Genomic DNA, 21,144 nt, shown 5'->3' on the forward strand with positions numbered 1-21,144 from the left:
CGAACTTGTTTGGCGATGTATTTCGCCTGATTTGCGTGTGCACAATTTACGATGTTGCGCAGCATTTTCGATTTTGCATTCGCTCAGAAGACGACAAGAGTGCCGCGATTTTTCCAATGTGTCCAGTATTCAACGCGAAGTGCGGTGCGAAAAACAAGTTGCGATACGGTTTGTTGCTGCGCAGCACGGGATTTCCTTTCCCCCGCCGGGTAACGATCTATAGTATTTCCTGATACAAAGGCTTCTCATCAGGGAACAAAAAAAGGTGTCGCCAATGACCACCGACCCGGATCACCCCGACAGCCCGGACCAAAGTGACGGGCCGCCATCATCATCCGATGATGAAATACTCGAACAGCTCGCCACCCGTTTTCTCGCCCTGTGGCGTGAACAGGTCGCCGCGACCGCCGATGGCGCCGATGCGGCAAGTGCCATCGGGCGTCTTTATGCATCGCTCGGTGCCGATACCACGCGCATGGGCGAAGGGTTCGAAGCCTGGGGCAAGCTGATCGGGCAGATGGCCATGGGCCAGCCGGTCAATGCCGGTGCTTTCAACGCTGGTGCGGCGAATGCTGGTCTGGGCACGATGGGGGCTGACAATCCGTTTGCCGGGGCGATGGGCAATGCCAATCCGCTGATGGCGATGATGGATCAGATGGCAAAGGCCGCGCGCGACCTGCCAACTCAACCGTTCCCGGGGGGCGTGCCGTTCCCGCCCAATATGGCGGCGATGGCAGGCATGACCGGTATGAAAGGCATGACCGGGGCAGGAAGCGATAAGGGCGAGGCCCCGTCTGCAACACCGTCCGCAACACCGCCAGCGAACGGTGCCAGTACAGATGCTGACAGTGCCGGTGAAGCGCCATCGACCAAAGGCGCGAAAAAGACGCGCGCTGCAAAAAATGCTGCAAAGGGGCAGGGGAAGAATGATCAGTCCACTGAAACAAAAGCCGCTTCCACCAAAAAGACAAAGCAAGAAGCGGGCGGGGCCAAGGCCGCTTCCGATGCACATGGCAGTCGAGATGACGAGCTGGCTCAGCTCGCGCGCCGCATTGCCGATCTTTCTGAAACAATTGCTGCCCTGGAAGCCGGAACTGAAGCAACAGGCGGAAAGCCTCCTGAGCGAGATTGAGGCCTTCCATCCCGATGATATTGCCCAGGCGCTTGATCGTGTCGCCTTTGACCGGCATGCCGGGTTTCATGACGGCGTGCGGGCCTATCAGCGCCATCCCTATCAACGGCCGCGGGATGACGTGCGCAAGGACATCCCCGTCATCTGGGAAGACGGATCGACCTGCATTTATGACTATGGCGGGCTGACCTCGAAAAAGGATCAGAAACCGGGCAAGATCGTCCTTCTGGTCCCGTCGCTGGTTAATCGCGGCTATATCCTTGATCTCAATGAAAAGCGCAGCTTTGCCCGCTATCTTGCCAAATGTGGCTATCGGCCGCTTCTGGTCGAGTGGGGCTATCCCGGCATGGACGAGGCCAATTTTGGCCTTGATGATTATATCGCCGCCCGTCTGGTCACCATCCTTCAGGATGTTGCTGACATGAATGGCGGCCCGGTGCCGCTGGTCGGCTATTGCATGGGCGGGGTTCTGGCATTGGCGGCAACGCTTCTGGACCCGGCACAGGTGTCAAAACTTGTCCTGCTGGCAACGCCATGGGACTTCATGGCCGCCGGGCCGACCCAGTCGCGTATTGCTGCGGCCTTTGCGCCGTCGCTTCCCCATATGCTGGCCATTCACGACACCCTGCCGGTCGATGTGCTGCAAAGCCTGTTTGCCAGCCTCGACCCTTTCATGATCGGCGAAAAGTTCCGCCGCTTCGAAAAAATGGCATCCGGGTCCACGAAGGCCCAGGACTTCGTCGCCCTTGAAGACTGGCTGAATGATGGCGTGCCCTTAACACGCCGGGTGTCGATTGATTGCCTGATCGGCTGGTATGTCGAAAACAAACCGGCCAAGGGCGAATGGCAGATTGACGGGATTGATATCAACCCGGCGGATTTGTCCTGTCCGGTGCTGGCAGTCATTCCGGAAAATGACCGCATCGTTCCGCCCGAAAGTGCGCAGGCCCTGTTTGACGTCTTCCCGGAAGAATTGCGGACCGAGCTTCATCCATCGGCCGGTCACATCGGCATGATGGTCGGCTCGCGCGCGGAAAAATCAACATGGGAACCGGTGACAAAATGGCTCGCCGGGGCATGATCGCTGCCTCAACCCGGCGACACAGTCATCCCGGTGTATCTGTCACCAGTTCATCGGATTTGCGATCCCACCGGATGGTCAGGCGCGCCAGAAGGGCGATGATGATCAATGTCAGGATCACCCGCCCGACCAGCACCACCCAGATGTCCGCGCCAAGGGCCAGCATGATCGCCGTATCCTCGATCAGGGAATGCGACAGCGACAACCAGCTCAGCGACAGGAAAAGTGTACGCGGCGGGTAATTGTTCTTGCGCGCATCATCAATGATCAGCGCCCCGCCAAATGTCAGACCCAGCAACACGCCAATGGTCGTGACCGGTGCAACTTCACGCGACAGGCCCGAAACCCGAAGGATCGGCGACAGGGCAAGGGTGAATTTGTCGGTCAGGCCGGTGACCTTCATGACATCAAGCACAACCAGAAGCCCGGTAATCACCACAAAGCTGACAATCAGTGATTTGATGGTCTGAACGACCCAGTCACCCCATCCGGCAAGGCCGGTTGCGGCTTGGGCAACGTCGCTGCCTGCCATCCATGAAAAATCAACCGGTTCGGACAGCCAGCCGGTCATGTTGCTGACCCATGTCACCAGCGCGCCATACCCGATGGCCGCCCCGACCCGAAGGGCGGTGGTGGCAATCAGGCTGGCACCGGCACGTTTGACAATCGCCTGTTCGACCGGAAGCCCGTGGGCAAACAGCATCATGGCGCAAAGTGCGCTCAGCTGTGCGGCGGTCATATCAAGATGGGCCGAAAGCCCGATAAATGCGCCAACCGCCCCATACATACTGACCAGCGCACAAGTCGCCCAGATGATCCCGGCTTCTGGCGGCAGTCCGATCAACGCCATGACCGGGGTCAAAAGATCGGACGCCACTTCAATCGCGCCAAATTCCTCGGCAATGCGGACAATGATCATCACCGGCAGCATGACCTTCACCAGGGTGACAAAAAGCTGCTGGCTGCGATTGATCAGATCAAAAACATAACGTTGCATGGCGCGTGTCATCGGGGCTTCTGTCCATCGTGCAAGATCCGCCGCATGCCGTTCGGGCGTCGGGCGGGTGGGGCCTGTCGGGGCGATCAAAAGTCATCCCGGCATCTCTGGGGCAAAGATGCCGGTCTGTCCATTACGTTCTTTGACAGGCTTTTCAAACCTGTCGGCGATAATTCGTCGCTGGTGGGCGAGGGTGTTTGACAGCGCCGATCATGCCACGCGCAACGGCACGATGGTCGGCGAATTTGCGTAAAGATGCGCAATATAGAAGCGCAGAGTGATGAATTGGCGCTGCCAGATTGCGCAAAGGCCCCGCAAGCAGGGATCAAACACCCGGAAGGGGAGATATGATGTCGGGTTTTCTGAAAGCGCGCCAAAGGCGATTACGAAAGCAAGGAGGCATATTCTTCATCGGTGCGTCGGCGGCTTTTGGTGCGTTGATTGATGTTCGCAGACGGCAATGAAATCGACCGGTTGATCACCAGAATATGTTCTTCCAGCAGCGCCTGGGCATCATCAAACTGGCGGTTCGCCATCAGGTCGCGCATCTGCGTATGCTCGGCAAAGGATCTTTGCCAGAAATCCCCTTCGCCCGATTGCAAATGGGCACGCAAAGCTTCCAGTGCAGTCGCCGTCAGATCATAAGCCTTTTCCAGATAACGGTTACCGGCGTGATGCAGGATTACCCGGTGATAGGCACTATCCGCGCGGCTATAGAGTGTGAATTCATCAACATCAATAGCATGCTGCATTTGCGCGATCGCGGCGGAAAGCCCATGCACAAGACCGTCAGGATCACGCGCCAGCGCACTGCCAAGCGCCTCGCGCTCCAGCATTGCGCGGAAATGGCTCATTTCTTTGACTTCCTGCGGCGTGGGCGTGAACACATAAGTCCCTGCCTGCGGCACAATGCTGACCAGTCCCATGTCGCGCAGGTCTGTGAATGCCGCGCGGACAGGCGCTTTGCTCATGCCAAGCGCACGGGCAATCTGTTCCTCGGACAACCGTTCGCCAAATTCCAATTTGCCCGACACGATTGCATCGCGAAGTCGTTCACAAGCTTCCTGAGTGAGCGACACGGCACTCTCCTTCGAATTTCAGATCAGTTGCGTGATGGCACCATTTGCCATCAATCCCATGATTTTGTTCGGCTATCAAACACCAAAAAAACAATGTTGACAAGGAATTAAAATTCTAGAATTCTAGAATGACAATTCAACGATACCTGATGCCGACGAACCCCGAAGAGGTCCATATGTCTCGCTTCCGCCTACTCACACCCGATGCCCAATATCCGGACGATGCGCAGATCGAGCGCCGCACATCTGGCGACCAGGTCGATTGGGATATTTACCGGGAACGTTTACCTGAAAACATTCCGGCCGATGTGCTGGGCAAGTGCGATGCGATGGTTGTTTGGCATGAAATGCCAGTCACCCGTGCGGTGATTGCAAAGCTTGATCGCTGCCGGATCATCGTGCGTGCCGGTGTGGGTTTTGATCACATTGATCTTGATGCGGCAGCCGAGGCGGGCATTCCTGTGTGCAATACGCCGGACTACGGCACAAGCGAGGTCGCCGATCATGCCATTGCCTTGATGCTGACCATGCGTCGTGGCATCAACTCCTACCACAGGAACCTGATGGACTCGCCGCGCGTCGGTTTTGACCACGCCCGTGCTCCGTTACTGGCGCGCCTTCGCGGTAAAACATTCGGGGTTGTTGGTCTTGGGCGCATTGGCATTGCCGCAGCACTGCGGGCAAAGGCATTTGGCATGCGCGTTCTGGCATACGATCCGCTGGTGTCCAGGGGAACGGAAATCGCCGTCGGTGTTGACCGCTGTGACCGTCTTGAAGATCTTCTTTCGCAAAGTGATGTGGTCAGCTTGCATTGCCCGCTGACAACCGAAAGCCACAAGATGATCAATGCGGAACGGCTGGCCTTGATGCAGCCCCATGCACTTCTGATCAACACTGCACGTGGCGCAATTGTCGATATTGACGCTTTGCTTGATGCCTTGCGCAGCGGCACGATAGCCGGTGCCGGTATTGATGTGCTACCGGTAGAGCCGCCAGCACCTGAAGACGCCATTGCCCTGGCCTATGCCAATGGCAAAGATCCGATTGTTGGCGAAAGACTGTTCTTGACGCCTCATGCCGCATGGTCGAGCCCGGAAAGTGTCGCTGATGCCCGCCGTCTCTCGGTTGAAACGGCGATGCAATATCTGCGGGACGGCTCGCTGCGTAACCTCGTCAATGCACCGGCGCAAAAACGTTTCAGTGGCGCAGCCTGATTTTGGCGCGCCCTGCAATCCTGCTTACGAAATGGTCCAAAGGCATGGGATCACCAAAACATGCCGTAAACAGGGAGGAAAATATAATGAAACGAACACATCTGAAAATAGCTCTCGCCGTCCTTATGCTCAGCGGCACAGCCGCAACGGCTCAGGAATTTGATCTCACTTTCCAGTCGGTTGATCCGGCCGGAAATCCCAATTTCGCTATTCAGAAAGAATGGACCGAACGCGTTCACAAAATGTCGGGCGGGCGCATTGCCATTGAACTTCTGCCCGTTGGCTCGGTCGTGGAATATAACGAAACCCAGGAAGCTGTCGGTGCCGGTATTCTCGATGGTCATGTCACCGATGTAAGCTATTTCTCAGGTAAGGACCCGGCATTCGGTCTGATCGCTAACCCGATCGGTGCATGGGCCTCGCCCGACGAAATGTTCCGCTTCATCAATTATGGCGGCGGGTACGAGTTGATGAACGAACTTGAAGGGCCCTATGGCCTGCATTTTGTCGGTGCGACAACAACCGGCCTTGAAGGTTTTGTTTCTGACCGTCCGCTGGATGGTGTTGCCGATCTTAAAGGTCTGAAAGTCCGCGCACCCGAAGGCCTCATTCAGGAAGTCTTTGCCGCCGCGGGCGCTGTCCCGGTGAACCTGCCTTATTCCGAGGTTTACACGTCCCTTGATAAAGGTGTGATTGATGCCGCCGATTCCACGGTGTTCTCAACCAACCACCAGCAGGGCCTGCACAAGGTCGCAGTTCACCCCGTCTATCCGGGTTTCCATTCCATGCCGCTGGTCGAAGTGGCCATGAACCTCGAAAAATGGAACTCGATGCCCGAAGACCTGCAAGAAATCATGACCGTTTCGGTACGTGACTTTGCCCAGGATGCGGTGGCCAGACTGTCAATGAATGACCTGAAAGCGGTGGCAGAAGCCAACGCAGATCCTTCGATCACCGTGCATAACTGGCCGGCAGAAGAACGCGCAAAATTCCGCGCTATTGCCATGGGCCAGTGGTCAAAAGTCGCTGCAAGCTCCGAGAATGCGCAAAAGGTCTATGACCTGCTGACCGAATATCTGAAATCCCAAGGTCTCTTGAACTGACAGGATGCTTCCGGGCGCAGGTGATGCGCCCGGACCTCTCCCCGATCATCACTCCGCTTGAAACGATTGGTCCGCCATGTCAGTGCTTCCCGATCATACCCCTGCCACGCCCGATTTTCCCCAATCGGATAAACCCCAATTGGAATATCTGCCACAGGCCGGTTGGCTTGGACGCGCCATCACCGTTGCCGCACGTGCTTTTGCGATTTGTATCATCGCAGCCATGGCGATCCTCGTCATGGAGGTTTTCCTGCGCTACGTGTTCAACCGACCGACCGTGTGGGCACATGAGACAACCATATTTCTAAGTGCCGTCACCTTTATCTTTGGCGGACTCTACTGTGTTGCACGGAACACGCATATCCGCGTTGTCCTGATCTATGATGTCGTCAGGTCGTCTGCGCGCCGTGCGCTTGACGTCGTTATTTCAATCGCCTGCCTGGGTGTCAGTCTGTTTTTCGCATGGGCATCTTGGCTGATGGCGAAAAAGGCGATGTTCCGTCCGGATGGCAGTTTCTCTCTGGAAACCACCGGCAGCGCCTGGAACTCACCTGCGCCCGCAGTTTTGAAAATATTCCTGCTCTGTGTGCTCGTTGTCATGAGCGTCCAGTTTCTCATCCTCACTTTCAATTACGCACGTGGCCCCAAAGCGCCACAAGGGCATGACGATGTTTGACCTTCTTGATCTTGGACTGAACCTAAAGGCGCTGGGAATCGGCTGGGGAACATTGCTGATGTTCGCCCTTCTGGTCGGATTGCTCCTGACCGGTGCGCCGTTGGCAATGGTGACGCTGTTTGTCGCGCTGATCTTTGCGGTGGGCTGGTTTGGGCCAGGCTCGGTGCCTTTGATCACCAGTCGCGTTTACAGTTTCGTCTCATCCTTTGTGTTTGTCTCGGTGCCGATGTTTGTGCTGATGGCAGCGATACTTGATCGTTCCGGGATTGCGCGTGACCTGTTTGACGCGATGAAACTCATTGGTGGCCGCCTTCGTGGCGGGGTCGCTGTTCAGACGATTTTCGTTGCCGTCATCCTTGCGGCAATGAGTGGCATCATTGGCGGTGAAATTGTGCTGCTTGGCCTCGTCGCCCTGCCACAGATGCTGCGCCTGGGCTATAACCGGCGTTTGGCAATCGGCGTTGTGTGTGCTGGCGGATCGCTGGGCACAATGGTGCCGCCCTCCATCGTTTTGATCATTTACGGTTTGACCGCGAATGTCTCGGTTGGAGATCTTTTTACAGCAGCCTTCCTGCCGGGTTTCATGCTGGCCGGGCTCTATATTGCCTACATTTTGCTGCGTTCCTATCTTGATCCGAACGCCGCCCCGCCCACACCGGTAGAACGTGTTTCGCTTCGCGATAACTTGCCGCTGCTGCGTGGTCTTGTTCTGCCGTTTCTGGTCGTTTTTTCCGTACTGGGATCAATTTATGGCGGGATCGCCTCGGTCACCGAGGCTTCTGCCATCGGCGTTGCCGGTGTCATCCTGTCCACGATTTTGCGCCGGGAATTCTCGTTTGGCATGTTGCTTGATGCGGCCCTGCATACGCTGGCAACAGTCGGCATGATCATGTGGATCGGCATTGGTGCAAGCGCACTGGTCGGTGTCTATAACCTGATGGGTGGCATCCGCTTCATATCACAGATGATCACCGGTATTTCGGACGAGCCGATGGTGATTATCCTGTTCATGATGCTGATCCTTTTCATTCTCGGCATGTTTCTGGACTGGGTTGGCATCGCACTTTTGACCATGCCCATTTTCGTGCCGATCATTCTTCATCTTGGTTATGACCCGGTCTGGTTTGGCGTGCTGTTTGCCATGAACATGCAGGTCTCTTTCCTGACACCGCCTTTCGGGCCCGCCGCGTTTTATCTGAAAAGCGTGACCCCGCCCGATATCACCCTTGGCGAGATATTCAGATCCCTTGCGCCGTTCATTTGCCTTCAGGTGCTGGCCGTTGGTCTTCTGGTCCTTTTCCCGGCAATCGCAATTTACTAGCACACTATTTCCAGGTACCGACATGACACGCAATTTAGACGGCGAGTACGATTACATCATCATTGGCGCCGGGACGGCCGGATGTGTGCTTGCAAATCGGCTCAGCGAAAATCCCGCCAACCGTGTTCTTCTGATTGAGGCGGGCGGAAAAGATACCTATCCGTGGATACATATTCCGGTTGGCTATCTTTACTGTATGGGTAATCCGCGCACCGACTGGATGATGAAAACCACCAGTGAAGCGGGCCTGAACGGGCGCCAGTTGGCCTATCCGCGCGGCAAGGTTCTGGGCGGATGCAGCTCGATCAACGGCATGATCTATATGCGCGGTCAGGCTGCGGACTATGACGGCTGGGCGCAGATGGGCAATACAGGCTGGGGCTGGGATGATGTGCTTCCCTATTTCATCCGCTCGCAGGACCGCCCGGGTGGTGACGGTCAAATCCACGGGCAGGGCGGCGAATGGAAAGTTGCCCGCCAGCGCCTCAAATGGGATCTGCTCGATGACTTTCAGCGTGCTGCCCAGGAAATGGGGATACCGCCGACCGATGATTTCAACAGCGGCGACAATGAAGGGGCCGGTTATTTCGAGGTTAACCAGAATGGCGGCCGCCGCTGGAGTGCCGCGCGTGCCTTCCTTAAACCGGCTCTCAAACGCCCCAATCTGCGCCTGTTAACCCATGCCCATGTTCAAAAGATCACGTTTGAGGATGGCCGTGCGACGGCTGTGAAAATCTTGCAGGGCGGTGTGGTTCATACTGCCTCGGCCAAGGCAGAGATCCTTCTTGCCGCCGGTGCGATCCATTCACCCTTGCTGCTTGAAGCGTCGGGCATCGGGCAGGGCGACCGTCTCAAAAATGCGGGCATTGATGTGTATCGCGATATGCAGGATGTCGGCGAAAATCTTCAGGATCATCTTCAGCTGCGGATGGTTTTCCGCGTTGAAAATGCCCGCACACTTAACCAGATCGCCAATTCCTGGTCGGGGAAGATCGGCATGGCGGCAAGCTATTTGTGGAACCGCTCCGGCCCCTTGTCCATGGCCCCGAGCCAGTTCGGGATTTTCACCAAAAGTCGTCCCGAAATGGCAACGCCGGACCTTGAATATCACATTCAACCACTATCAACCGACAAGCTGGGCGAACCGCTCCATCCCTATCCGGCTGTGACGGTATCGGTGTGCAACCTGCGCCCGGACAGTCGGGGTTCTACCCACATCTCGAACGCGGGCCCGTCTGCGCATCCCGACATTTCACCACGCTATCTAAGTACAGACAGTGACGTCGATATTGCTGTGCGCGCACTGCGCCAGGCGCGGCACTTGATGACCATGCCAGCTTTGGAAAAATATGCCCCGACCGAAAATTTGCCCGGTGCAGACATAACAGATGATGCCAGTCTGGCCCGTGCCGCTGGTGACATTGGTACAACCATTTTCCATCCCGTCGGAACTTGCCGTATGGGCGTTGATGATGACGCGGTGGTTGACCCGCAATTGCGGGTGCGCGGTGTGGAAGGTTTGCGGGTCGTTGATGCGTCCATCATGCCGCGCATTGTATCGGGAAATACCGCGACACCGGTTGTGATGATTGCGGAAAAAGCCGCTGACATGATCTTGCGCTCTGCCTGACAGCGCATTTGAAAGACCATTTTTTCGAAAAGGATTGAATTATGAAGTTTCTCCGCTACGGACCGATTGGGGGCGAAAAGCCCGGATGCCTCGATCAGGAAGGAAACATTCGCGACCTTGGCGCTCTGATTGCCGACTTTACGCCTGAAACCGTGACCTGCGAACAACTGGCAGCCTTGGCTGACCATGATCTGTCAGATTTGCCGATTGTTGATCCCGGCACACGCATCGGACCGTGCGTGGGGGCAGCGCGTAACTTTTATGCAGTCGGTTTGAACTATGCGCGTCATGCCCGCGAAACCAACAATCCCGAACCCAAAGAACCGGTGCTGTTTTCAAAATCCACATCATGCATTTGTGGGCCAAACGATCCCATTATCTTGCCGCGGGGCTCTGTCAAAACAGACTGGGAAGTCGAACTTGGCATCATTATCGGCCGCCCGTGCAGCTATGTCAGCAAGGACGAGGCACTCGATTATGTTGCAGGTTTTTGTACGATCAACGATGTCAGCGAACGCGCCTATCAGATCGAGCGCGGTGGACAATGGATCAAGGGAAAATCAGCACCGAATTTCGGTCCGGTCGGTCCGTGGCTGGTAACAACTGACGAGGCAGGCGACCCTCAAAACCTGACCTTGAAGCTTTCTGTCAACGGCGAGACTGTGCAAAACAGCTCGACCGCCGACATGATTTTCCCGGTGGCAGAAATCATATCCTATATGTCTGACTTCATGCGCCTTATGCCGGGCGATATTATCGCAACCGGCACGCCGGAAGGTGTGGGAATGGGCCTGACGCCACAGCGTTTCCTGCGGGCTGGTGATGTCGTTGAACTATCGGTCGAAGGACTCGGATCCCAGCGCCAGACCGTTATCAGCTAGGCTGTGCGCAGAAAGCCCAAGTCGGGCCTTCCAAACATTGGCAATCTTGTTTCGCTGGACTGACTTGTTCGGTCCAGCGGGATTTCTTGAAGTGGTGCCAGCCGATCCCGTCTAAATCCGGAATCTCTGACAATCGCCTGTTCAGCCGAATGCTTGTAGGACACAGCATCATGGTGCAAAGTCACGCAATATGTCAGCGCAGTATTGTGATTCGCGCTTTGGAGTTGTGTGGCGATGGCCGAACTGGACCAGATTGATCTGAAAATCCTGCGCCAGTTGCAGGAAAATGCAGATATCCCCAACACGGAACTGGCCGAAAAGATCGGCCTTTCCCCCTCGGCTGCTTTGCGCCGCGTCGCCAAGCTGCGCGAAAACGGGGTGATCCGTAAAACCGTGGCTGTGGTCGATCCGGCCCATATCGGGCGTCCCCTGACTGCGGTGATCAATCTCGAATTTCACCGGCACGGGAACCATTACCGCAAGGACTTCATCACCAAGGTCAAAAGCCTTGCCGCTGTCCAGCAATGCTATCTGGTCACCGGCGAAGTCACGGGCGTTCTGGTTTTGCATATGCGCGACATGGCCGAATATACAGCACTCTGTGAAACGCTTTTTGACGCTGATGACAATATCGTCTGGTATCGCACCTATATCGTCACCGAAACGCTCAAGGATGATGTTACCATCGCGCCTTGATCAAAATCATGGACGTGCGGCGATCAAGTGGCTACTGCTTGGGGATCATGAAAAACCTTTTGCGCATCATCATAACCTTATCCCTGCTGGTTTTCACCAGCAGTGCGGTTTTGCGCGTTGGGGATATGGCGGTGGCAATGACCGGGAATATGACCGGGGCTGCGGCTTCCTTTGATATCGCCTCTGTGGCCCCGGACACTCTTGATCCGCGACATGACACCCGGAATGAAAAAGGGATGCGCGCCGCAAATGAGTGCACCGATTGTAGCAACATGTCAGGGGCGATTGCATCCTGCCAGTTTCTGTGCGCGATTGTTGTGATGCCTCATACGGTCGGGGTGGATGCGATTGTGCTGCCTGCAAGCACACGGGTGATTTTGCCTGCCCTTGATAGCGCGACCGGCCTGTCGCATGTGCCCGACCCGTCGCCTCCCAGATATCTTTCCTGATTTTACCTGCCTGCCCTGACGGGCAGCAGGCGTAATTTGGTGCCGTATACTGCCCCGGAACATGGGCGGATCGGCAGTCAATAAATCTGATTTTGGAAAGATTGTCTGATGACTTTCAAATCTTCCTTCTCTGCCACCCGGCGGGATTTCCTGTTGGGCGGGGCGGCGACCCTTGGGGTTGTTGCGGCCGGTGGTCTGTCGATGGCATCCGCGATTGGCCGTGCGGGCGCATCTGAAAATGCGGGTGGGGCGGTCAATATGCTGCTGCGTCCCGGTGCTGCACAGGCAAGCCTTGTGCCCGACCCGGCCTACCAGACCGCCGTCTGGGCCTATAACGGCATCGTGCCCGGTCCGGAAATCCGTGTCCGTCAGGGGCAGCGCCTTCATACCCGACTGGAAAATGCCCTTGCGCAAGAAACCACCATTCACTGGCACGGGATCAGGGTTCCCAATGCCATGGATGGTGTGCCCGGCCTGACACAAGCCGCCGTCAAACCCGGCGACAGCTTTGACTATGTTTTCGATCTGCCTGATGCGGGCACCTATTGGTATCACCCGCATGCCAACACGACCGAACAGCTTGGCCGTGGTCTTTACGGTGCCCTGATCGTCGAGGAGGCCGACCCGCTGCCTGTGGATCGGGAACTTGTCTGGATGCTGGATGACTGGCGACTGAACGAAAGCGCCGCAATCGATGACGGTTTTAATGCCATACATGATGTCGGTCATGCCGGGCGGATCGGCAATGTGGTGACCGTCAATGGTGTGGCGCCAATGGGCACGGCCGGAGATGTGCCGGTACGACCGGGGGAACGCATCCGTCTGCGTCTGTTGAATGCGGCAAATGGCCGTATCTTTGCGCTTGATTTTGATGAACTGGCCCCGATAGTGATTGCCATGGATGGCCATCCAGTGACCCCGCATCGCAACGAGACGCCGTTGCTGTTGCTGGGACCGGGCATGCGGTTTGATCTGGTGATCGATATTCCGGTTTCGGGCAAGCCATCCTTTGCGGTCACGGACCGTTTTTATGACGGGATGGAAAACGCGATCGCCCGTCTTGTGCCTTCCGGTACGCCACTGCGCGATCACGCCCCGGACGGGGATCTGGCGCTTAAGTCCAATTCCTTGCCCGAGCCCGATCTTGGTCAGGCCGTCAAACATGACCTGATCTATAGTGGCGGCATGATGGGCGATATGATCCTGAGCCAGATGATCAGATCCGGTCACATCACCCCGGAAAAGCTCAGTGCGATGGGCATGGAGTCTGCTGCCGGGTCCGGCATGGGCGGCATGGCCAACATGATGCGTTCGATGTTCGGGGCGGGCAATATCTGGGCGGTGAACGGGCGTGATCCCGACCGTGATGGCAACGGACCGCTTGTGACACTCACGCGCGGTCAGACCTGCCATCTTACCCTGATGAATGCAACCGCATGGCTTCATCCGATCCATTTGCATGGTCATGCCTTCCGGCTGCTTGCGCGCAATGACGCGCCGGTACGCCATCAGCCATGGCTTGATACCGTGTTGATCGAACCGGGCGACCGGGTCGAGATTGCCTTTGTCGCCGATAATCCCGGTGACTGGCTGATCCATTGTCACATTCTCGAACACAAGGTCGGTGGCATGTCCGGTGTCATCCGCGTTCTTTGATCATCTCCGAGGAGAGATAAAATGCAGAAATCTATGAAAAATCACATGGTCCGCGCGCTTGGTGCATTCGCCGTGGCACTCGCAAGTGCGGTGGCCCTGCCATCCTTTTCCGCCCATGCAGAAGGCATCGAGGCCAGAATTATCAAGAACCCCAATTGCGGCTGTTGCACCATGCATGGCGAATATCTTCGCGAACATGGCTTTGATGTCACGATCACCAACGATGAAAATGTCTATGACATGGCGACCATGATCGGCATCCCCGAAGACATGCAGGGCTGTCATCTGACCATGATTGATGGCTATGCCGTAAGCGGCCATGTTCCGGTGGAATCCATTTTGCGGATGCTCGAAGAACGCCCGGCGATTACAGCACTTACCCTGCCGGGCATGCCGATGGGATCGCCTGGCATGGGCGGTGCCAAAGAAGCCCCGTTTGAAATTTACAGTCTGAAGAACGGCAAGGCCGAAATCTATGAGCTAAGATAACATCCTGACCGATGCAAGGCCGGGAAAGCATAGCGACCCCGGCCTTGCCAAATTGTGACAAATACCCGCCACCCCCTTGCGAATTTCAGGTATTAGGCACACACTCTTAATCACAGGTTATGCAAAGTGCATGGGCTATGTCATCTTTGGGTGGCGGTCGGTGATGACTGTCCGAAAGTGGTAAGCATCAAAGCTTGGAAAATTGTTGCAGTGCGATAGTATCCTTCCAAGGACCATGTCTGGGCACAGCAAAAAGATCGTTGCCCGGTCCGGGGAAACGTAATCAGGAATAATCGGAGGGTTTCATGACCGACGTCGTAATTGTGGGTGCAGCACGTACACCAATCGGCGCATTCAGTGGCACGCTGGCGGGGACGCCGGCGCATGATCTGGGTGCTGTTGCCATCAAGGCTGCACTGGAACGCGCAGGCGTTGAAGGGGACGCGGTTGACGAAGTCATCCTGGGTCAGGTTCTTACAGGCGGTCAGGGGCAGAACCCCGCCCGTCAGGCAGCCATCGGTGCCGGAATTTCCGACCGCGCCACGGCTTTCCTGATCAATCAGGTTTGCGGGTCGGGCCTGCGCACGGTCGCACTTGCCGCCCAGCAGATCATGACAGGGGATGCCAATATCGTCGTCGCCGGTGGTCAGGAAAACATGTCGCTTTCGACCCATGTCGCGCATCTGCGTGCCGGTCACAAAATGGGCGATGTCAAATTCATCGACAGCATGATCAAGGACGGTCTGTGGTGTGCCTTTAACGGCTATCACATGGGCAACACGGCCGAAAATATTGCTGCCAAGTGGGGCATCTCCCGCGAGGAGCAGGATGAATTCGCCACTGCTTCCCAGAACAAGGCCGAAGCCGCCCAGAAATCCGGTCGCTTCAACGACGAAATCGCGGCTGTCACCATTGCCAGCCGCAAGGGCGATATCGTCTTTGATGCTGATGAATATCCGCGTCACGGTGCCTCGCTCGAAGGCATGGCAAAACTCCGCCCGGCCTTTGACAAGGAAGGCACGGTAACCGCTGGCAACGCATCGGGCATCAATGACGGGGCTGCTGCCCTTGTCGTCATGTCCGCCGCCGAAGCCGCCAAGCGTGGCCTGACCCCGCTTGCGACGATCAAAAGCTGGGCGACGGTCGGTGTCGATCCGGCAATCATGGGCTCGGGTCCGATTCCGGCGTCGAAAAAGGCGCTTGAGAAAGCTGGCTGGTCGGCAGCCGATCTTGATCTGATCGAAGCCAACGAAGCCTTTGCTGCCCAGGCGATTGCCGTGAACCGCGACATGGGCTGGGATACCAGCAAGGTCAACGTTAATGGCGGCGCGATTGCGCTGGGCCATCCGATCGGTGCATCGGGCGCACGCGTCTTCACCACGCTGCTTTATGAAATGCAGAAACGCGATGCGAAAAAAGGTCTCGCGACGCTCTGCATCGGTGGCGGTATGGGGGTTGCATTGTGCGTCGAGCGCTAATGCAAGCTTCTGACTGAATTTTCTACTGCGCGGGGCGTCCACTTGAATGGGGAAGGCCCCGTTTGCATATGCGCAGGTCATTTTGCACTGCGACGAAAGACTAAAACAACTGGCTGATTTAGATCATGGAGAAGTAATAAAATTACATATATAAGGTCATTTATGGATTAAAGTTACGTGCGTCGTAGAAGGGCAAACTACGGACCTCGTTATGAAGACAGGCTTGATGAACGAAGTTTAGGGAGGCGACCATGACAAAAACAGCACTGGTAACCGGTGGAACACGCGGAATTGGCAAGGCAATCAGCCTGTCGCTCAAGGATGCGGGCTATACCGTTGTTGCGAACTATGCTGGCAACGAGGAGGCCGCAAAGGTCTTTACCGAAGAAACCGGTATTGCGGCTTATAAATGGAGTGTCGCGGACCCCGATGGCTGTGCGGCTGGCATCGCCAGGGTCGAAGCCGAAGTTGGCCCGATTGATATCCTGATCAATAATGCCGGCATCACCCGCGACGGTTTCATGCATAAAATGGAAACCGAACAATGGGCGGCGGTGATCGACACCAATCTCAGCTCGCTGTTCTACATGACCAAGCCGGTTCTGGAAGGCATGCGGGCGCGTGGCTTTGGCCGGGTGATCAATATTTCCTCGATCAACGGTCAGGCCGGTCAACTGGGTCAGACCAACTATTCGGCGGCCAAGGCCGGTGTGCACGGCTTTACCAAGGCGCTCGCCCAGGAAGTCGCGCGCAAGGGCATCACGGTCAATACCATTGCGCCGGGCTATATCAATACCGACATGGTCGCAGCGGTGCCCGAAAAGGTTCTTGAAAGCATCATCGCCAAAATCCCGGTCGGACGACTGGGCGAGGCCGATGAAATCGCACAAGCCATTCTGTATCTGTGCGGCCCCAATTCCGGCTTCATTACCGGCTCCTGCCTGTCGATCAATGGCGGACAGCATATGTTCTGACCGGTTTTCCGATCACCGGTCAAAAACGCCCCGCAGCATCTGCGGGGCGTTTTCTTTTAGGTATCAAAGCCGGAAAATTCCGCGACGGGTTTATGCGCCCAGCACATCCTTGGTCGAGACGATCTTGGCAAAGGTATCGGCAAGCATTGTCAATTCATGACGATGAAGGTCTGCTGCCAGAACGGTCTTGCCGCTGATCGCATCGGGAAGGTCGCGGGTGGCGGTGGCGTCTGATACCACCGTAACCGCATATCCCTTTTCGTCGGCCACCCGGGCCGTGGTCGAGACACAGACATGGGTCATGAAGCCCGTGATCACCACCTGCTTGAAACCGCCATCCTGAAGCAACGCATCAAGTTCGGTGCCGCCAAACGAGCTTGGCACCGATTTGGTCAGGATGGTTTCGCCGTCTTGCGGGGCAACTTCGGGCATGATCGCGGCATAAGGCCCGCTTGGATCAAACAGGCCGGTGGCATGATGCTGAACGTGAATGACGGTGCCACCCCGAGCACGCCAATGGGCCAAAATTTCCTGAATATTGGCAAGGGCCCCGGCAAGTCCCGAAAGCTTCAATTTGCCATCGCGATATTCTTCCTGGGCATCAATCACGATCAGGGCGGCATCCTTCGGTGATCCGGTCGGAAGCTGCGCACCGGCAATGTCAAAAATTGATTGGGCTGTCATCTGTCAGATCCTTTGTCAAAAACTGTGATGCCCCATCATGGTCCTGCGAATTTGCATTATCCATCGGCATTAATTCGATTATAATCTGCAAAAATGCAGGTAATGAGTATTGGCGGGGCCATGTGATGTCACTTGACTGGGAAGGATTGCGGACCTTTGCCCATGTCTGTCAAACCGGGAATATGAGTGCCGCTGCCCGCGAACTTGGTGTGAACCAGACAACGGTGGCGCGCCGGATCGCCCGGCTTGAAGAATGGGTGGGTTATGCGGTTCTGCACCGCGATGGCCGTGTGCTTGCGCCGACCGCGCGGGCGCAAGGCCTGTTGCAAACCGCCCGGCAGATGCAAGACACCGTCTCGGACTTGCTGAAACGCGAACCCGCCACCGAAAACGACCCGCAATTGATTGCCGGGATTGTCCGGGTGACCGGGGTTGATGCGATCTTGCAAGATTGCGTCGCCCCGCATATCGCCGATTTGCATCACCGTTTTCCGGGTATCGCGCTGGAGCTGATTGGTGCAAACCGTAATCTCAGCCTGCCGCAACGTGAAACCGATATTGCGATCCGTCTGGCCCGCCCCGATAGCGGCGCCTTTCATATCCGCAGGCTGGGCCATCTTGAATATGGCATCTATTGCAATCCGGAGGGGTTGCCGCCTGATGGTCTCGATCCGGGTGCATTGCCATGGATTGACCTTGACGAGTTTTTCTCTGACAAGCCCGAACAGAAATGGCTTGCCGATCATTTCCCGAACCGCATCACGCTGGGCTTTGCCAATCGCGGATCGATCATGGTGTCAATGATGACCGGTCATGCCTGTTGTGCGTTGCTGCCAAGATGTGTGGGGGACCGGATTGACGGGCTGATCCGTCTTGATGGCTATCACCCGACCGGTCGCGAGGTCTGGCTTCTCACCCATCAGGACAAACGCCATCTGCCCCATGTGCGCACGGTGGCCGACTGGCTGGGCGGTGTCCTGCTTGACGGGCAGTTTATTACCCGTTTGTAAGGGTGATATCGGCTGCTTTGCTTGAGGTGATCACTGTCCGCGCATTGGGAAGATCATTGGTTTCGGCCTTGGTGATGGCCGCATCCATTTCAAAGCCAAATCCCTGCCAGCGCCCAATCAGGCGTTCGCGCAAGGTGCTTTCCGCCACATCAAGATAGATCGACAGATCAAAAAGCGGGCCCAACTGATCCCACGGTGCCTGATCAAGCAAAAGATAATTGCCCTCAACCAGAATGAAGCGGTGGTGTTGTGAAATGACCCGTGCCGACCCGCGCGAGATTTCCAGTTCCCGATCAAAGACCGGAGCATAGATATCTTCATCTTCCTGGTCGCGAAGGGCCAGAAGGACGCGTTTCAATCCCCCGACATCAAAGGTATCGGGGGCACCTTTACGCGCCAGAAGTCCCCGATCTTTGAGGATCGCATCGTCGAAATGAAATCCGTCCATCGGCACGACAACAGCACCGGCTTTATCACCCCCCAGATGGTGATAAAGCCGGTCGGACAAGTGTGACTTGCCCGATGCTGGTGCCCCGATGATGGCAACGAGAATGCGCCGGTCACCGGTTTGCTGAGCGCGGATTTGTGCCGCGAGTGCGTCGATATCGGGTGTCATCCGGGGTCTTGATCTCGGTCTGGTAAACACGTTTGCAGGGGAAAAGGCCGCGATATTACGCCGCTGCCTCGGTGTCGATCCCGGGTGGTTCCTTGGCCCCGGTCATGAAGGCCACGGCATCGGACATGCTGTAATCATCAGGTTTGATGGTGCAAAGCCGCTTGCCCAGACGATGAACATGAATGCGGTCCGCCACTTCAAACACATGGGGCATGTTGTGCGAAATCAGGACAATCGGCATGCCGCGTGCCTTCACATCGGCAATCAGATCAAGCACGCGGCGGCTTTCCTTGACCCCAAGGGCCGCGGTCGGTTCATCCATGATCACCACACGCGATCCGAACGCCGCCGCACGGGCAACCGCAACCCCCTGACGCTGCCCACCCGAAAGGGTCTCGACCGCCTGATTGATATTCTGAATGGTCATAAGTCCCAGTTCGGAAAGCTTTTCACGTGCCAGTCGCTGCATTTCCTTGTGGTCAAGCGCACCGAAATACTTGCCCATAAAACCCTTTTTGCGAAGCTCGCGGCCCATGAACATATTGTCGGCAATCGACAGGGCAGGGGACAGGGCAAGGTTCTGATACACCGTCTCGATACCAGCCTCGCGGGCCTCCATCGGCGATGTAAAACCAATCGGTTCGCCATCAAGCTCGATGCTGCCCTCGTCAATCGTGATTGCCCCGGACAGTGCCTTGATCAGCGATGATTTCCCGGCCCCGTTATCCCCGATAACCGCAAGGATCTCGCCGGGATAAAGATCGAAATCGGCGTGATCAAGGGCGGTGACCCGGCCATAACGTTTGACGATTCCGCGCGCCTTAAGAACCGGTTTTTGCATGTTGCTCATGACGACACCTTTCTGATCCACTGATCAATTGCCACAGCAATGATCGTAAGCCAGCCAATGGCAAAGACCTGCCACAGAACATCCACACCTGCCAGACGCAGGCCGGAGTTAAAGACACCAACAATCAGCGCCCCGATCAGCGGGCCGATGATCGATCCGCGCCCGCCAAACAGCGAAATGCCGCCGATCACCACGGCGGTAATCGATTGAAGATTGGCTTCCTGGAAGCTTTGCGGCGAGACAGAACCAACACGACCGATCGATGCCCATGCCCCGATCCCGCACACAAGCCCGGCCAGACCATAAACCATGATCAGGGTACGGTTGGTGCGGATGCCCGAAAGCTCGGCGGCCTCCTTGTCATCGCCAATCGCATAGACATGACGTCCCCAGCTGGTGTGATTAAGGATGTACCAAAGCACCCCGAAAATCACCAGCATCAGGATCGATCCATAGGTAATCCGCGCCCCGCCAAGTGCGATGCTTTCACCAAAGAATTTCAACAGCGGTGCGACTTCATCCAGCGTCTGGCTGCGGATTGATTGCGCGCCCGAAAGCCAAAGGTTGAGCGCAAAGAAAATGTTCCAGGTGCCAAGGGTCACGATAAAGGGCGGAAGCTTGATCCGGGTCACAAGGAAACCGTTAAGGCCCCCTGCCAGAATTCCCCCGATGCAGCCCAGAATGATGGCGATTGGTGCAGGGACCCCAAGCGTAATGGCAAGCTGTCCCATAATCACCGACATCAGCACCATGATCGCCCCGACCGAAAGATCAATGCCCGCTGTCAGGATGACAAGGCTCTGGGCGGCGGCAAGAATGCCGATGATCGAGACCTGCTGCATGATCAGCGACAGGTTAAAGGGCGAAAAGAACTTGCTGCCTGCGACAAAGCCGAAAATCACGATCGACGCAATCAGGACGATCACCGGGATCATGGTCGGATTGCCGTGCAGGAAATGCTGCACATTGTCAAACAGGCTGCGGGGTTTATGTTCGAAGTTGGCTACAGAACTGTCACTGGAATCAAGCGTATGCTCGAAATCCTGTTTACTGCGTGACGTTTGAGCTGTGTCGCTCATTGCTTCCTCCCGACTTGGTATGAACAGGTCCGGTGTTCAAATTGAACCT

21 protein-coding genes are annotated in these 21,144 nt (G+C 56.3%); 15 read left to right on the plus strand and 6 right to left on the minus strand.

What is annotated here, in order from left to right; all coding sequences use genetic code 11:
• The first annotated feature begins 274 nt into the window (after positions 1-274).
• A complete protein-coding gene (locus ACTU44_RS05330; RefSeq protein WP_462096862.1) occupies positions 275-1,132 on the plus strand; it encodes a hypothetical protein in 858 nt (285 codons plus the stop codon).
• Positions 1,023-2,213, plus strand: a complete 1,191-nt coding sequence (locus tag ACTU44_RS05335) for an alpha/beta fold hydrolase (RefSeq protein ID WP_462096863.1) — start codon at positions 1,023-1,025, stop codon at positions 2,211-2,213. The genes ACTU44_RS05330 and ACTU44_RS05335 overlap by 110 nt, the downstream gene beginning before the upstream one ends.
• 25 nt (positions 2,214-2,238) lie before the next feature.
• Here the strand turns inward: ACTU44_RS05335 and ACTU44_RS05340 are convergent, their stop codons facing one another.
• Together ACTU44_RS05340 and ACTU44_RS05345 are read right to left on the minus strand one after the other, a co-directional pair.
• Positions 2,239-3,210, minus strand: coding sequence for a nucleoside recognition domain-containing protein (locus ACTU44_RS05340; protein WP_336080176.1), 972 nt, complete (start codon positions 3,208-3,210; stop codon positions 2,239-2,241).
• Between the two features lie 383 nt (positions 3,211-3,593).
• Positions 3,594-4,289 carry a GntR family transcriptional regulator gene (locus ACTU44_RS05345; protein WP_462096864.1) on the minus strand — a complete coding sequence of 232 codons (696 nt, stop codon included), beginning with the start codon at positions 4,287-4,289 and terminating at the stop codon, positions 3,594-3,596.
• A 176-nt stretch (positions 4,290-4,465) separates the two neighbouring features.
• Between ACTU44_RS05345 and ACTU44_RS05350 the strand changes: the two genes are divergently transcribed.
• The 12 genes from ACTU44_RS05350 to phbB all read left to right on the plus strand — a co-directional run bounded on the left by ACTU44_RS05350 (position 4,466) and on the right by phbB (position 16,856).
• A complete protein-coding gene (locus tag ACTU44_RS05350) occupies positions 4,466-5,503 on the plus strand; it encodes a C-terminal binding protein (protein ID WP_114098052.1) in 1,038 nt (345 codons plus the stop codon).
• An 86-nt stretch (positions 5,504-5,589) separates the two neighbouring features.
• Positions 5,590-6,606 (plus strand): TRAP transporter substrate-binding protein, encoded by a 1,017-nt coding sequence (locus tag ACTU44_RS05355; protein WP_114097943.1) that lies wholly within the window; start codon positions 5,590-5,592, stop codon positions 6,604-6,606.
• 139 nt (positions 6,607-6,745) lie between these two features.
• Entirely contained in the window at positions 6,746-7,282 is a 537-nt protein-coding gene (locus tag ACTU44_RS05360; RefSeq protein ID WP_462096865.1) for a TRAP transporter small permease subunit, read from the plus strand.
• Entirely contained in the window at positions 7,275-8,603 is a 1,329-nt protein-coding gene (locus ACTU44_RS05365) for a TRAP transporter large permease (RefSeq protein ID WP_462096866.1), read from the plus strand. The genes ACTU44_RS05360 and ACTU44_RS05365 overlap by 8 nt, the downstream gene beginning before the upstream one ends.
• Positions 8,604-8,625: 22 nt before the next feature.
• Positions 8,626-10,233: a GMC family oxidoreductase gene (locus tag ACTU44_RS05370; protein WP_462096867.1), complete on the plus strand. Its 1,608-nt coding sequence runs from the start codon at positions 8,626-8,628 to the stop codon at positions 10,231-10,233.
• Between the two features lie 41 nt (positions 10,234-10,274).
• A complete protein-coding gene (locus tag ACTU44_RS05375) occupies positions 10,275-11,114 on the plus strand; it encodes a fumarylacetoacetate hydrolase family protein (protein ID WP_462096868.1) in 840 nt (279 codons plus the stop codon).
• Between the two features lie 234 nt (positions 11,115-11,348).
• A complete protein-coding gene (locus ACTU44_RS05380; RefSeq protein ID WP_336080177.1) occupies positions 11,349-11,810 on the plus strand; it encodes an Lrp/AsnC family transcriptional regulator in 462 nt (153 codons plus the stop codon).
• Between the two features lie 47 nt (positions 11,811-11,857).
• Positions 11,858-12,259 (plus strand): hypothetical protein, encoded by a 402-nt coding sequence (locus ACTU44_RS05385; RefSeq protein ID WP_336080178.1) that lies wholly within the window; start codon positions 11,858-11,860, stop codon positions 12,257-12,259.
• Between the two features lie 108 nt (positions 12,260-12,367).
• Entirely contained in the window at positions 12,368-13,915 is a 1,548-nt protein-coding gene (locus ACTU44_RS05390; RefSeq protein ID WP_462096869.1) for a multicopper oxidase family protein, read from the plus strand.
• 21 nt (positions 13,916-13,936) lie between these two features.
• Positions 13,937-14,404: a DUF411 domain-containing protein gene (locus ACTU44_RS05395; protein WP_462096870.1), complete on the plus strand. Its 468-nt coding sequence runs from the start codon at positions 13,937-13,939 to the stop codon at positions 14,402-14,404.
• A gap of 305 nt (positions 14,405-14,709) precedes the next feature.
• Positions 14,710-15,882 (plus strand): acetyl-CoA C-acetyltransferase, encoded by a 1,173-nt coding sequence (locus tag ACTU44_RS05400; protein WP_336080180.1) that lies wholly within the window; start codon positions 14,710-14,712, stop codon positions 15,880-15,882.
• 251 nt (positions 15,883-16,133) lie between these two features.
• On the plus strand, positions 16,134-16,856 hold the full coding sequence (phbB, locus tag ACTU44_RS05405) for an acetoacetyl-CoA reductase (protein ID WP_114097951.1): 723 nt from the start codon (positions 16,134-16,136) through the stop codon (positions 16,854-16,856).
• Positions 16,857-16,946: 90 nt separating this feature from the next.
• On the opposite strand, the gene ACTU44_RS05410 is transcribed toward phbB, so the two are convergent.
• On the minus strand, positions 16,947-17,540 hold the full coding sequence (locus ACTU44_RS05410; RefSeq protein ID WP_462096871.1) for a cysteine hydrolase family protein: 594 nt from the start codon (positions 17,538-17,540) through the stop codon (positions 16,947-16,949).
• A gap of 125 nt (positions 17,541-17,665) precedes the next feature.
• Between ACTU44_RS05410 and ACTU44_RS05415 the strand changes: the two genes are divergently transcribed.
• Entirely contained in the window at positions 17,666-18,550 is an 885-nt protein-coding gene (locus ACTU44_RS05415; RefSeq protein WP_462096872.1) for a LysR family transcriptional regulator, read from the plus strand.
• On the opposite strand, the gene ACTU44_RS05420 is transcribed toward ACTU44_RS05415, so the two are convergent.
• The 3 genes from ACTU44_RS05420 to ACTU44_RS05430 are packed head-to-tail and all read right to left on the minus strand — an operon-like array spanning position 18,537 to position 21,095.
• Positions 18,537-19,166 (minus strand): nucleoside triphosphate hydrolase, encoded by a 630-nt coding sequence (locus tag ACTU44_RS05420; protein ID WP_462096873.1) that lies wholly within the window; start codon positions 19,164-19,166, stop codon positions 18,537-18,539. The two genes, ACTU44_RS05415 and ACTU44_RS05420, sit on opposite strands and share 14 nt — an antisense overlap.
• Positions 19,167-19,221: 55 nt before the next feature.
• Positions 19,222-20,016 (minus strand): ATP-binding cassette domain-containing protein, encoded by a 795-nt coding sequence (locus ACTU44_RS05425; RefSeq protein ID WP_462096874.1) that lies wholly within the window; start codon positions 20,014-20,016, stop codon positions 19,222-19,224.
• The gene (locus ACTU44_RS05430) at positions 20,013-21,095 is read right to left on the minus strand and encodes an ABC transporter permease (protein ID WP_114097955.1); all 1,083 of its coding nucleotides are present in this window, start codon (positions 21,093-21,095) and stop codon (positions 20,013-20,015) included. Before ACTU44_RS05430 ends, ACTU44_RS05425 begins: the two co-directional genes overlap by 4 nt.
• Positions 21,096-21,144 lie beyond the last annotated feature (49 nt).

The organism is Thalassospira sp. SM2505 (assembly GCF_054901115.1).

Excerpts from the sequence above, each read along its gene's own strand:
- ACTU44_RS05330 (WP_462096862.1), top strand. The coding sequence starts at position 275 with ATGACCACCGACCCGGATCACCCCGACAGCCCGGACCAAAGTGACGGG.
- ACTU44_RS05335 (WP_462096863.1), top strand. The coding sequence starts at position 1,023 with ATGACGAGCTGGCTCAGCTCGCGCGCCGCATTGCCGATCTTTCTGAAA.
- ACTU44_RS05340 (WP_336080176.1), bottom strand. The coding sequence starts at position 3,210 with ATGCAACGTTATGTTTTTGATCTGATCAATCGCAGCCAGCAGCTTTTT.
- ACTU44_RS05350 (WP_114098052.1), top strand. The coding sequence starts at position 4,466 with ATGTCTCGCTTCCGCCTACTCACACCCGATGCCCAATATCCGGACGAT.
- ACTU44_RS05355 (WP_114097943.1), top strand. The coding sequence starts at position 5,590 with ATGAAACGAACACATCTGAAAATAGCTCTCGCCGTCCTTATGCTCAGC.
- ACTU44_RS05365 (WP_462096866.1), top strand. The coding sequence starts at position 7,275 with ATGTTTGACCTTCTTGATCTTGGACTGAACCTAAAGGCGCTGGGAATC.
- ACTU44_RS05370 (WP_462096867.1), top strand. The coding sequence starts at position 8,626 with ATGACACGCAATTTAGACGGCGAGTACGATTACATCATCATTGGCGCC.
- ACTU44_RS05375 (WP_462096868.1), top strand. The coding sequence starts at position 10,275 with ATGAAGTTTCTCCGCTACGGACCGATTGGGGGCGAAAAGCCCGGATGC.
- ACTU44_RS05380 (WP_336080177.1), top strand. The coding sequence starts at position 11,349 with ATGGCCGAACTGGACCAGATTGATCTGAAAATCCTGCGCCAGTTGCAG.
- ACTU44_RS05385 (WP_336080178.1), top strand. The coding sequence starts at position 11,858 with ATGAAAAACCTTTTGCGCATCATCATAACCTTATCCCTGCTGGTTTTC.
- ACTU44_RS05390 (WP_462096869.1), top strand. The coding sequence starts at position 12,368 with ATGACTTTCAAATCTTCCTTCTCTGCCACCCGGCGGGATTTCCTGTTG.
- ACTU44_RS05395 (WP_462096870.1), top strand. The coding sequence starts at position 13,937 with ATGCAGAAATCTATGAAAAATCACATGGTCCGCGCGCTTGGTGCATTC.
- ACTU44_RS05400 (WP_336080180.1), top strand. The coding sequence starts at position 14,710 with ATGACCGACGTCGTAATTGTGGGTGCAGCACGTACACCAATCGGCGCA.
- phbB (WP_114097951.1), top strand. The coding sequence starts at position 16,134 with ATGACAAAAACAGCACTGGTAACCGGTGGAACACGCGGAATTGGCAAG.
- ACTU44_RS05410 (WP_462096871.1), bottom strand. The coding sequence starts at position 17,540 with ATGACAGCCCAATCAATTTTTGACATTGCCGGTGCGCAGCTTCCGACC.
- ACTU44_RS05415 (WP_462096872.1), top strand. The coding sequence starts at position 17,666 with ATGTCACTTGACTGGGAAGGATTGCGGACCTTTGCCCATGTCTGTCAA.
- ACTU44_RS05420 (WP_462096873.1), bottom strand. The coding sequence starts at position 19,166 with ATGACACCCGATATCGACGCACTCGCGGCACAAATCCGCGCTCAGCAA.
- ACTU44_RS05425 (WP_462096874.1), bottom strand. The coding sequence starts at position 20,016 with ATGAGCAACATGCAAAAACCGGTTCTTAAGGCGCGCGGAATCGTCAAA.
- ACTU44_RS05430 (WP_114097955.1), bottom strand. The coding sequence starts at position 21,095 with ATGAGCGACACAGCTCAAACGTCACGCAGTAAACAGGATTTCGAGCAT.